The organism is Nocardia sp. NPDC047038 (assembly GCF_040644075.1).
In the GTDB taxonomy this organism is placed as follows: domain Bacteria; phylum Actinomycetota; class Actinomycetes; order Mycobacteriales; family Mycobacteriaceae; genus Nocardia; species Nocardia sichangensis.
Genome location: NZ_JBEYVQ010000009.1, coordinates 21,985 through 34,527 on the forward strand (window position 1 = coordinate 21,985; position 12,543 = coordinate 34,527).

Below are 12,543 nucleotides of genomic sequence, written 5' to 3' on the forward strand. Positions count from 1 at the left end.
CCTTGTCGGCCATGGTCATCGCACCCAGGATCGGAACGTGCGCAGGCGATCCAGCGGCACGTCGACCTCGATTCGTTCGCTGTCGATGTCGCCGCCGCCGAGCGCGGCGGCCAACCGGCGGGCGGGCACGTTGCGCGCGGTGCGGTGCACGGTCATACGCACCGTCGCGCGATCCAGCGCTGCCGCGCGGTCGGCCAGCCAGCCGAGCAGGCGTTCCTCGACGCCGCGGCCGAGGGCTCGGCAGCTGAGATGCCATCCGCGCACACACAGCGCGGTCGCGTCGGTGTGCACCGCCAGCACGGCGATCGTCCCGTAGTCGCCGAACCGGTCGCGCGCCGCGGCGGTCCACACCTCGCCGTCCTCCCGCCAGCGGTCGACATCCTGGTCGGTGCTCGAGCCCAGCGCGAATTGGCTGGTGCGCCGGACCAGTTGGACCGCACGCGTCAAGCCGTGGTCCGACAGCGGCTCGACGGTCACCTCCAGATCCAGTTGGTCCAGGAACTGCGCGAAATCGACGTGCTCCCTGGCCGAATCGCGTTCGCGCTCGTGCCGGTAGAACTCCGCACGGTCGGCGTCCTCCGCGGTCACCGCCACCGGTGTCACCGGCCACAACCGGGTCAGGAACGCGGTCAGCTCCTCGATCGGGGGACAGGTCAGCGCGAGCACTTCCGGCAGGCGGGAACGCATCTTCGCGATCTCCACCGGGTTGTCGTCCAGATAGACCACGTCCTCCAGCGCGAGGCCCAACGTTCGCGCCGCCGCCTCGAGCCGGTCGGTCTTGCTGTCCCACCCGGTGCGGACGAGGGTGAAATCGGTGGCGCGCAGCGGACTGTCCGGGCGGTCCAGCACCGCCTGGACGGAGTCCTCGTCGTTGTTGCTGATCAGCACCAGCAGCGTGCCCGCGGCGCGCCATTGCCGCAACCGCCGCGCCAGCGTGCGCCGCGGCGGATCGAAAGTGACCGCCGCGGGGCCGATCTCACCCACCACGCCACTCCACAGTGTGTCGTCGCCGTCCACGGCGATGACCTTCGGCGCGGGCAACAGGGCCGTGCGGGAGACGGCGGCGAGCGTCAGCGCCACCGCCGCCTGGAACTCCTCGGTGAACGGCAGGTGTGCCAGCGCGTCGGTCTGCGCGTCGAAGCGATGCGCCACCCGGTGGTCGCGAGTCCAGTCGGTTTCGGTGAGAACCGCGACGCCGGGAATCTCCCGTAGCCGCTCGGCGGTCAGCCGGTCCCACCGCGTCAGTCGCCCATCGGGTTCGGGCGACGGGAGGACGCCGACGATGATCGGAACGCGCGCGCGTTCGGCCGCCTCCCGGACGGCGGCGGGATACCGTGCGGCAAGTTCATCGAGATCGTCGTCGGTGAGCGGTCCGAATCGCTCCAGGTCCGCCGCGCGCAACAGCACGATGCCCAGGGCGGTCGACGGTTGGGCGAAGACCCCGGACGGGTCGCGCAGCCCGGCCGGCACGTGGTGGTACGGCGCCTCGAACACGGTCGGACCGTCGATGCCGTGAGCGTGTGCCGCCGCGCGATACAGATCCGGCAACTTGCCCAGCGCGAACGTGGCCGCGAACGCGACGCCGCGCGGCGCCTCCGGACGCGCGGGGCGCACCGGCAGCCCGGGACGCTCCACCACCTCCTCGAGCAGCGCGAGGTAGTCGCGCCCGAGCCGGGTGCAGCTCGCGTCATCGATGATGTCGGCGTTGTAGGTGAACCAGATGCGGTCCGCTCCGGCGAGCACCGCCACCATGAGGTCGAGATCGGAGTATCCGGTGCCCACCGGAATCAGGTCGGCGCGGTGCACCGGCGCATCGGCCCGCAGATAGTTGAAGTACACCTCGACCAGCGGCGCGTTGTCCCGATACAGGCCCTCCGCGGCGAGCGTGGCGAGCACGTCGGAGAAACCCGCACCCGGCACCAGCAGGCGCCGCAGCCGGTCGCCGGTCCTGCGCAGTAGGTCGTCGATCGACTCGCCGGGCTCGACGGTCGCCGGATACGGCACGGGCACACCGAAGTAGCCGACCGCGGTCGGCGCGTCGGCGTGGATGCGGGTGTCCACCGGCACGGCGAGCGCGAAACGATCGGTGTCCTGCCGCCGGGCGAGCAGCACTGTCAGCGTGCCGAGGAACAACGCCGCGGGCGTGATACCCAGCTCCCGAGCGCGTCGCGCCGCCCGCTCGCGCAGCCCCGCGGGCAGCTCCAGCAGCACCTCGCCCGCACGATGGGTGCGCTGGGCAGGCCTGGGCCGGGCGAGGGTGAGTTCGAGGCGGCGGCATCCGGCGAATTCCGCGCGCCACTCGGCGTCGGGCTCGGCCTGCGGCGCCTGGGCGGCGAGCAGATCGTGCATGTCCTTGTTGGACAGCGTGTCCGGGAATTGGGCGCCGGACAACTCGGCGCCGATCTCTCCGGCGACCAGCACCATCGACTGGACATCGCACATACCGTGGTGGGCTCCGAAGACGAGCTCCTGCTCGCCGGAACCGGAACTCAGCAGTTCGAACCGCCACAGCGGCCCCTCCGCCAAGTCGAACGGCTCGCGCATCAGCTCGCGGAACCGGACCCGCGTGACAGCGTGATCGAGCCGATCGACGGCCGACGAGCGCAACAGCGGCCCGCCCGGTCGGGACCGCACCTGCAACCGGGTGCCGTGCTCGTCGCTGGGCACGATCACCGTGCGCAACGCCGCGTGCCGCGCGGCCAGGCGGTCGAGAATCGCGTCCAGTTCGGCGTGTTCCACCGTCCTGGGCAAGCGCATGGCCAGCCCGCCGGTCTGCGCGACGCTCGGAATGCCTTGCTGGGCCGTGCGCAGCAGCCGCATCAGATCGCGGGTGACGGGCAGCGTGACGACCTCGGGCACGTCCTGGTCGTCCGGGCGCGCGGCGGGCTCGCCCGCCTGCGTGCGCGCCGCCTCGCCGACGAGATATTCCGCCAGCGCGGCGGGACTGCGACCGGCGAAGATCTCGCTCAGCGGCACCAGGATGCCGGTGTCGTCGCGCAACCGGTTGCGCAGTTCCACCGCCATCAGCGAGTCCATGCCCAGCCCCTGGAACGACCGGTCCGCCGTAATGGCCTCCGCACCGGAGTGCCCGAGCACGTCGGCGGCCCGGCGCGCCACCACGTCGATCGCGATCGCGGTCGCCTCGGCGGGCGGCAATCCACGCAGCCGCTCGGCGAACCGGGACCGCACCGACGGGTCGGCGGCGTCGCGGTGCACGACCGTTCGGCGCGAGGGCGGACGGATCGCCCCGCGCAGCAGCAGCGGAACATACGGTGCGCGCCGCATCGCGTCGGCATCGATCCGCAGCGGCGCCAGCACCGGCTCGTTCCGTCGCAACGCCGCGTCGAAGGCGGCCAAGCCGTCACGCGCGACGAGCGGGCGCACGCCGGAGCGTTCCATGCGCCGGATGTCGGCCGCCGCCATCACCTCGTGCATGTCCAGGCTCCACGGACCCCACGCCAGCGACTGCGCGGGCAGGCCTCGGGCGACGCGATGGGTGGCGAGGGCATCGAGGTAGGCGTTGGCGGCGGCGTAGTTCGCCTGCCCGGGATTGCCGAGAAGGCCCGCGACCGAGGAGAACAGCACGAAGCACGACAGGTCCATGCCCGAGGTCAGCTCGTGCAGGTGATACGCCGCGTCGACCTTCGGCCGCAGCACCGCTTCGAGACGTTCGGGCGTCAGCGAGCCCAGCGTGCCGTCGTCGAGCACCATCGCGGCGTGCACGACGCCGCTGAGTGCGCGTCCGCGCAGCATTTCGGCCAGCGCGGCACGGTCGGCCACATCGCAGCGGGCGAAGACCACGTCAGCGCCGAGGCCGGTGAGCTCGGCGCGCAGGTCCTCCGCGCCGGGGCCGTCGGCGCCACGGCGGCTGGCGAGCAACAGCTTCGTGACCCCGTGCGCCCGCACCAGATGCCGCGCCAGCAGCGAGCCGAGCCGCCCCGGCGCTCCGGTGACGAGTACGAAACCGTCGCCGAAATCGGGGGCGGCACCACCGGACACCGGAGGACGCACCAGACGCGGCGCGAACAGGACGCCGTCACGCACCAGCGCCTGTGCCGCGCCGGAGGCGAGCACCGTCGCGACGTCGACCTCGGCGTCATCACTGTCGACCAGCACGATGCGGTCGGGGTTCTCCGACTGCGCTGTGCGGGCCAGGCCCCAGACCGCCGCTCCCGCGGTGTTTTCGATGTCCTCGCCGGGCAGCGCCATCGCCCCGCGGGTGCGTACCACGATGGTCGCCGCCGCGAGTCGCGGATCGTCCAGTGCCGCCTGCAGGCCTGCGAGCGCGTGCCGCACCGCCGTGTGCACCGTATCGATCGAATCGCCTCGAGCGGCTTCGATGATCACCGCGTCCGGCGCGGGCTCGTGCGGACCGAGCCGCGACCAGGCGACGGCGGTGACCGGCCGCGGCGTCATCGGCGTCGGAAGCGCCGCCCACTCCGGCCGGAACAAGGTGCGGTGCGCGGCGGACAACGCGCTGTCGAGCAGCTGCGCCTCGGGTGCGGGCCGAAGGAGCAGCGACCGTATCGACACGAGCGGTTGTCCGGTGTGATCCTCGGCCATGACCCGCACCCCGCCGGAGTCGTCGCGCGAGATCCGGACCCGCAACGCCGTCGCGCCGGAGGCATGCAAGCGCACGCCGGTCCAGGCGAACGGCAGCAGCGCCGAACCACTCTCGTCCGCGCCCAGCAGCAGCGCCGCGTGCAGCGCGGAGTCGAGCAACGCGGGATGGATCTCGAAGCGTGCGGCATCGCCGTGGGCGTGCTCCGGGAGCGCCACGTCGGCGAAGACGTCCCCGCCGCGCCGCCACGCCGCGCGCACCGACCGGAACAGCGGCCCGTAGCGGTGCCCGCGATCGGACAGTCGCGCGTACATGTCCTCGACGTCGACGGCCGTCGCCCCGGCCGGAGGCCACCGGTCGGCATCGAGGCCGCCGGAATCGGTCTCGTCCGTCGCCGCCAGAATCCCGCGGGCGTGCAATGTCCACGAGGTGTCGAGATCGCGTTCGAGTCGCGAGTGGATCGAGACGGGTCGGCAACCGTCGGCGTCGGCGTCGGCGACCACCACCTGGATCTGCACCGCGGCCTCCTCGGTGAGCACCACCGGGGCGTGCAGCACGAGTTCGCGCACGTTTCCGGTGTCCACCTCGTCACCGGCGCGGATCGCCAGTTCGACCAGAGCGGTGCCGGGCAGGACGACCGCGGCGGGCGCGGCATGTTCGGCCAGCCACGGATGGGTCCGCAGGGAGATCCGGCCGGTCAGCGTCACGCCACCGGAATCCGGTTGCGGCACAACAGCGCCCACGAAAGGATGGCTCGCGGACCGCAATCCCAGCGCCGCGGCGTCCTCGGACACCGATTCGGTCCAGAACCGCCGCCGGTCGAAAGCATAGGTCGGCAGGTCGACGCGGCCGTGCGCGGGCGTGAGGCGGGTCCAGTCGAGGTCGTGGCCGGCCACCCACAGCGCGGCCTGGGCGCGGGCCAGGCTGCGCGGACCGTCCTGGTCACGCACCAGCGAGCCGACCGCGACGACCTCCTGACCGGTGTCCTCCGCGACGGCTCGCACCGCCGTGGTCAGCAGTGGATGCACGCCGAGTTCGACGAAATACCGGTATCCGTCGCCGATCATCCGCTCGATCGTGCTCGCGAACCGGACCGGTTCCCGCGCATTGCGGTACCAGTAGTCGCTGTCGGCGGGGTCGGTCATCCGCCCGCCCAGCACCGTGGAGTACCAGGGAACGACCGGCGCGGCGGCGGCCGCCCCGGCGAGTTCGTCGAGCAGTTGCCGCCGGATGGGCTCCAGCAGAGCGGAATGCCCGGCCAGCGCGGGTCCCGCGGCCAGCATCCGCACGTCGACCTGTTCGTCCTCCAGCTCGCGCACGAGCGCCTCGACCGCCTCGCGCGCTCCCGCCACGACCGTGGAGCGGGGGATGTTGATCGCCGCGATCGATACCGCTGTGTCCGACGCCAGCCGTTCTTCGAGTCGCTGTGCGGGCAGGCCGATCATCGCCATCGCGCCCTGCTCGGTGATGCCGGCCATCAGGCGGCTGCGTGTCACGACGACGTGGGCGGCTTCGTCGAGGCTCAGCGCACCGGAGACGTAGGCCGCGGCGATCTCGCCCTGGCTGTGGCCGATCACGGCATCCGGTATGACGCCCGCGTCCCGCCAGGTGGCCGCCAGCGCCGCCATCGTGGCGAACAGCAGCGGTTGCACGAGGGTGAAGTCGCCCAGTTGCGCCGCGGTGAGACCGAACAGCGCGGTCGCCAGCGACCATCCGGTGCGGTGCCGGAACGCTTCGTCGCAGCGCGCGAACTCGGCGCGGAACACTTCGGAGCGAGCCAGCATGTCACGTGCCATCCCGGCCCACTGCACGCCCTGCCCGGGGAAGACGAATGCCGTCTTGCCCGCGGTGAGCGCCGCGTCCGCGCCCACGACCACATCCGGTACCGCTCGGTGCTCGACCAGATCGGCGAGGGCGGAGAGCATTTCGCCCCGCTCGCCCGCCACGACGACGGCCCGCCATTCGAACGGCGTGCGTTGCAGAGCCAGCGAGCGGGACACGGGTGCGGGATCGAGTGTGGGATCTTCGGTGAGGTGATCGAGCAGGCGTCGGGCTTGACCGTGCAGCGAGACCCGGTTGCGTGCCGAGATCGGCAGCAGCGCGATCCCGCGATCGCCCGGCTCGTCGTCGAACGGGCCGGACTCGTCGTCGACGGCGGGCGCTTCTTCGAGAATCAGGTGGGCGTTGGTGCCGCTGAGCCCGAACGCGCTCACTCCGGCGCGGCGGGGCCGGTCGCCTCTCGGCCACGGCGCCGAATCGGTCCGCACGGCCAAACCGCTACCGTCCCAATCGATCTGCGGCGTCGGCGGTCCGTCATGGGCCATCCCCGGTATCCGCTCGTGTTGCAGCCCGAGTACCAGTTTGACGACGCCGCCGATGCCGGCCGCCGCTTGGGTATGACCCACACTGGATTTCAGCGAACCCACGCCGAGCGGGCGTTCGGGCTCCCGGTCGGGACCGAAGACGCGCGCCAAGGCGCGTGCTTCGATCGGATCGCCGAGGGCGGTGCCGGTGCCGTGCGCCTCCACGTAGTCCAGATCCGCGGGCCTCAGCCCGGCGGCGCGCAACGCCGCCTTGATGACCTGCTCCTGCGCGAATCCGTTGGGCGCGCTGATACCTTGGCTGCGCCCGTCCTGGTTGACCGCGGAGCCGCGGACCACGGCCAGCACCCGGTCGCCGTCGCGCCGGGCGTCGTCGAGCCGCTTCAGCAGCACCAGACCGGCGCCCTCGGCCCACACCGTGCCGTCCGCGCCCGCCGAGAACGGCGCGCACTGTCCCGACGGCGACAGCACACCGAGTTTGCACAGCTCCACGTGCGCGGTCGGTCCCATCAGCAGCGTCGCGCCGCCGGCCAGGGCCAGATCGCATTCGCCCGCGCGCAGCGCCTGCGCGGCCAGATGCATGGCGACGATCGATGAGGAACAGGCCGTGTCGAGGGTGACGGCGGGTCCGTGGAAACCCAGCGTGTACGCGACCCGCCCGGAGGCCACACTCGGGGAGAGCCCGGTGCCGACCTGCCCGTTCAACTGGCTCGGAGCGGGGTCGGCGAGATAACCGGTGCTGTACACCCCGAAGTACACCCCGGTCGTGCTGCCCTGCAGCTGTCTGGGGTCACGGCCGGACCGTTCGATCGCCTCCCAGCTCAGCTCCAGCATGAGCCGCTGCTGCGGGTCCATCACCGCCGCCTCGCGCGGGCCGATGCCGAAGAACGCGGCGTCGAACTGGTCGACCTGGGTGAGGTAGCCGCCGCGGAAGGTGTAGGCCTTGCCTTCCGCCGCCGGATCCGGGTCGTAGAGCCCGTCGACGCTCCAGCGTCCGGGCGGCACCTCCGACAGACCGTCGCGTCCGTCGTCCAGCAGGCGCCACAGCGCTTCCGGATCGTCGGCGCCGCCGGGAAACCGGCACGCCATCGCGATGATCGCGATGGCGTCGTCGCTGCGCTCCTGCTGCGGAACGGGCGCGTCCTCGGTTGCGGTATGGTGCAGCGCCGCCACGACTTGCGCGATGGTCGGGTGCTCGAAGAACAGGTTCGTGTCCAGACTCCGCCCGACCCGGTCGGAGAGCTCCACGACGAGCTCCACCAGATCCGCTGAGCCGAGACCGAATTCGACCAGCGGCCGATGCACGTCGATGCGCGCCGGATCGAGGTAGGCCAGCCGGGCGATGATCTCCACCAGCCAGCTCCGCATCTCCTCGGCGCCGAGCGCCTCGCCTCGCGGTGCGCCCGGCGGTGCACCGACCTCGTCGAGTTCGCCGCGGACAGGCGACACCGGCGCGAACTCGTCGTCGAGATACGCCGCGCGGCAGGCTTGTCGCTGAACTTTGCCGCTGCTGGTCTTGAGCAGGGCGCCGGGCCGGATCAGGACCACCGATCGCAGCGTCAGCGCGTGTTCCGCGCCGATCGCCGCGCGGATCGCTGCTTCGGCGTCGGCGAGCTCGGCGGGATCCTCGGTGCGCACTTCGGCGACCACCACGGGCAGCTCTCCGTCGATGCCCCCGTCCACCGAGAACGCCGCGACGCACCCCGGGCGGACGGCCTCGTGCGCGGACTCGACCGTCGACTCCAAGTCCTGCGGATAGTGGTTCTTGCCGTCGATGATCAGCACATCTTTGCGCCGGCCCGTGACGAACAGCTCACCGCCGGAGAAGAATCCGAGATCGCCGGTGCGCAGGAAAGCGCGATCGTCATCGTCCAACCCGGCATGGAAGGTCTCGGCGGTAGCCGTCTCGTTGCCCAGATACCCCGCGGCGACACTGGTTCCGGTCACCCAGATCTCGCCCTCGACGCCGTCGGCGCACGCGGTGTGCCGGTCGGGATCCACGATGACGATCGACAGCCCTTCGGCCGGGCGCCCCACACCGACCAGCTCGGATCGGCCCGGCGGCAGGATCACCGTCGGCGGCGCGCCGAGCCGCGCGGCGCTGACGATGAGCGTGGCCTCGGCCAAGCCGTAGACCGGCTGGAACGACTCCGCCCGGAATCCCGTACTCGCGAAGGTGTCGGCGAACCGGCGCACCGTGGCCGGACGCACCGTCTCCGCACCGTTGAACGCCACTCTCCAGCAGCTCAAGTCGAGGCGGTCGATCTGTTCGGAAGTCATGCGGCGCAGGCACAGCTCGTAGCCGAAATTGGGGCCGCCGCTGGTGTGCGCGCCGAACGCGGAGACCGCTTGCGGCCAGCGCTCGGGGCGCTGCAGAAAATCCTTGGGCGACAACAGCACCGCGTTCGCGCCGACGAACATCGTCTGCAACACCGGGGCGATGAGCCCCATATCGTGATACATCGGCAGCCAGCTGACGAACAGCGCGTCGGTGAGCGAAGCCAGCAGATCCGGCGTATGGCCCAGTGCCGTGGCGATGGCGCGTTCGTTGTGCAGCAGGTTCGCGTGGGTGACCACCACGCCGCGCGGCGCGCTCGTCGAACCCGAGGTGTACTGCAGGAAGGCGACCGAGTCCGGCCCGACGGCGGGCCTGCGCCACGAGGCCGCCGCGTCGTCGGGGATCTCGTCGGTCGCCAGCCAGGCCGGCTCGCCCAGTTCGGGCAGGTGCTCGATCGGCGCGGTGGCGTCGGCGCGGACCTGGGCGGTGGTGAGCACCGCGTCCACGCCGGCATCGGCGACCAGGTGCCGCAACCGCCGCAGGGAGCGGGAGTCCAACTGCGGCAGCGGGGCGGGCACTGCGACGACGTTCGCGGCCAGACAGCCGAAAAAGCTTGTGATGAAATCCAATCCGGACGGGTACAGCAGCAGAGCCCGGCGGATGCCGCGATCCTGCAACGCGGCGGCGATCGCCCGCGCCCGGGCAGACACCCCGGCATAGGTGATGTCGTCGATGGGGCCGTCGGCGTCGCCGGTGCGCAAGAAGCGGTACGCGGTCGCGGCGGGCACGGTCTCGCCGCGGGTGAGCAGGATATCGAGGAACGAACGGTAATCGGTCATGCGGTACAACCTTCGGAACTCGACGGTCACGGTTGTCGTGCGCTCGCCGGTCGCCGCCGCGATCGGTCCGCGGCGGCCGACCGGCAGCTCATGGTCGGGGTGTCGCGGCGGCGAGTTTCTCGACGGCGTCGACCGCCGCGGGCACGCCGTTCTCCTTCGCGGCCGTGTGGCCGACCTCTGCCGCTCGCTGCCGCACCTGGGGCGTCAAGACCTGCGCCAACGCGCGATGCAGACGATCGGTGGTGATCGTGCGATACGGGAAGGTCGCTCCGATGCCGAGCGCGGCGATGCGCCAGCCGTAGAAGAATTGATCGCTGTGCACCGGGATCACCACGGCCGGGATCCCCGCTCGCACCACGTCATGGGTGTTGCCGCTGCCGCCGTGGTGCACCACCGCGGCGCACCGCGGCAGGACGCGGTCGTAGTCGAACGAATCGATGATCAGCAGGCTGCGGTCGGCGCTGAACCCTTTCGGGAAACCCTCGCCTTTCACCGTGACGAGTGCCCGCGCGCCCAAGCGCGCGCAGACCGTCGCGATCATCTCGCGGCATTCCACCGGATCCAGCACGGGCATTCCGGTCATGCAGAAATAGATGGGCGGTGACCCTTCGTCCAGCCACGCGTCGAGCTCCGGACCGATGACCGCTTCGCCCCAGGCGTCACGCAGCGGCTGCGGCAGAACGGAAGCGCCCACGATCGTCGCGCGGTCCGGCCAATCGTGCGGCTTGGGCAACAGCACCGGGCTCACCATGTGGACCAGCGGTATCCGCTCCGCACGCAGGCGCCGGAAAGGATTGCGCGGTCTGCCGGGCAGGCCCATGTGACGGCGCAATTGCCGGTCGACCTTGCGATACAGGAACGTATAGGACCATTCGAACAGGCTGTAGCTCGCCCGTGACAGCGGGCGCGACGAGGTCATGTTCTTCGCCATGAACGACGACGGGAACTCATCGGTGCGTTCGAGCGGATAGGGCAGGCAGCCCAGTACCGGCGTCCCGGTCTTCTCGCGGAACTCCATCGCCCACGGCAGCGTCGACGCGCAGGCGACGACGACGTCCGCGGACGTGCAGGCGCGCAGGAGTACCTCGTGCATCGCGACACCGCGCTCACCTTCGATGATCCGCACCGTGTCGAGCATGATGCGCACGAACGGCAGCGTCTTGCCGGAGGCCAGCGCCCGCTTGGCCGCGGTCGTCTCGAGCAGTTCCGCGGCGTCGAAGGGGATCACATGGGGTTCGAAGCCCGCGTTGCGCACGATCTGCGCTTGATTGCGGGTGGCGGTGATGTCCACCTCGTGACCGCGGGCGCGAAATTCCTGCGCCAACGCGAGATATGGTTGATGATCGCCCCGGGTACCTGCGGGCAACAAGGCCACACGCATACTATCGACTTCCGCTCGTGCACTGGCTCGTCCGGCCGAATCCCACGAATCGGCCGACATCTGGTTCGTTGTCGGGGTCCGCCTCCCGCGGACGTCCCGCTCGCTCGACAGAGTTCGGAACGGTACTCGGCCCCCCGCCGTTCTCAACGGGCCGATTGCCTGTCTGCAGAATCGAGAGTTGGTCCTTTCGTTCGAACGATGAGCCGACGGACCGCGCCGAACCCGGCGTGGTCGGTTCCGCGAAACCGGCGCAGGCCAGTATCCCGGCTCGACCGGGCGTCGTCCAGACTAGGCGCGGACCGGGGTGCGTTCTTCTCAGTGCTGGGAGTTAGCGGCCCGGGAACCCGCGGCCGAGTCGACCGGAAAACAATGGGCGTCAAGCGGATCCGGCGCGCTACGGTGCCCGGATGCGCCATACCGACGATTACTTCGGCGAGCAGGTCGCGGCCAGCTATGACGAGTCCTCGGCCGCGATGTTCGAGCCGGGCGTCGTCGACCCGGCGGTGACCTTTTTGGCAGAGTCGGCCGAAGATGGCCCGGCCTTGGAATTCGGCATCGGAACGGGGCGGATCGCCTTGCCGCTCGCCGCGCGCGGAGTTCCCGTACACGGCATAGATACGTCACCCGCGATGCTCGCCCGGTTGCGTGCCAAGGCCGGCGGCGACGAGATCGCCGTGACCGTCGGAGATTTCGCGTCCACGAAGCTGACGTCACGATTCTCGCTGGTCTACCTGGTGTTCAACACGATCATGAACGTGACCACCCAGGCGGGTCAGGTCGCCTGCTTCCGCAACGCGGCGGCCCACCTCCGACCCGGCGGCCGCTTTGTCGTCGAAGTCATGATGCCCGAACTGCGCGGGCTGGCGCCCGGCCGCAACACGGTGCTGTCTCGGACCGGATCGTCGAAATGGGCCTACGACGAGTACGACATCGCCACGCAGACGATGAGTTCGAACTACATCGAGGTCGTCGAGGGACGCGGCGGTTACCGATCGATTCCGTTCCGCTACGTGTGGCCCGCGGAATTGGACCTGATGGCCGAGATCGCCGGCCTGCGGCTGGATGCGCGGTGGGACGGGTGGACACGCGAACCGTTCACCAGCGAGAGCCGCGGACACGTCTCCGTCTGGCAGAAGCCCGGCGGCTGAGCCCGGCGCTGCGGG

3 protein-coding genes are annotated in these 12,543 nt (G+C 70.8%); 1 reads left to right on the forward strand and 2 read right to left on the reverse strand.

The genetic code is table 11. The features are described 5' to 3' along the window. Window positions 1-15: 15 nt before the first annotated feature. The gene (locus ABZ824_RS26390; RefSeq protein WP_356965992.1) at window positions 16-9,999 is read right to left on the reverse strand and encodes an HAD-IIIC family phosphatase; all 9,984 of its coding nucleotides are present in this window, start codon (window positions 9,997-9,999) and stop codon (window positions 16-18) included. 88 nt (window positions 10,000-10,087) lie between these two features. Then, complete coding sequence (locus tag ABZ824_RS26395; RefSeq protein WP_356965994.1) at window positions 10,088-11,440, reverse strand: glycosyltransferase; 1,353 nt, start codon at window positions 11,438-11,440, stop codon at window positions 10,088-10,090. A gap of 347 nt (window positions 11,441-11,787) precedes the next feature. Between ABZ824_RS26395 and ABZ824_RS26400 the strand changes: the two genes are divergently transcribed. After that, window positions 11,788-12,528, forward strand: a complete 741-nt coding sequence (locus tag ABZ824_RS26400; RefSeq protein WP_356965996.1) for a class I SAM-dependent methyltransferase — start codon at window positions 11,788-11,790, stop codon at window positions 12,526-12,528. The last annotated feature ends 15 nt before the right edge of the window (window positions 12,529-12,543 follow it).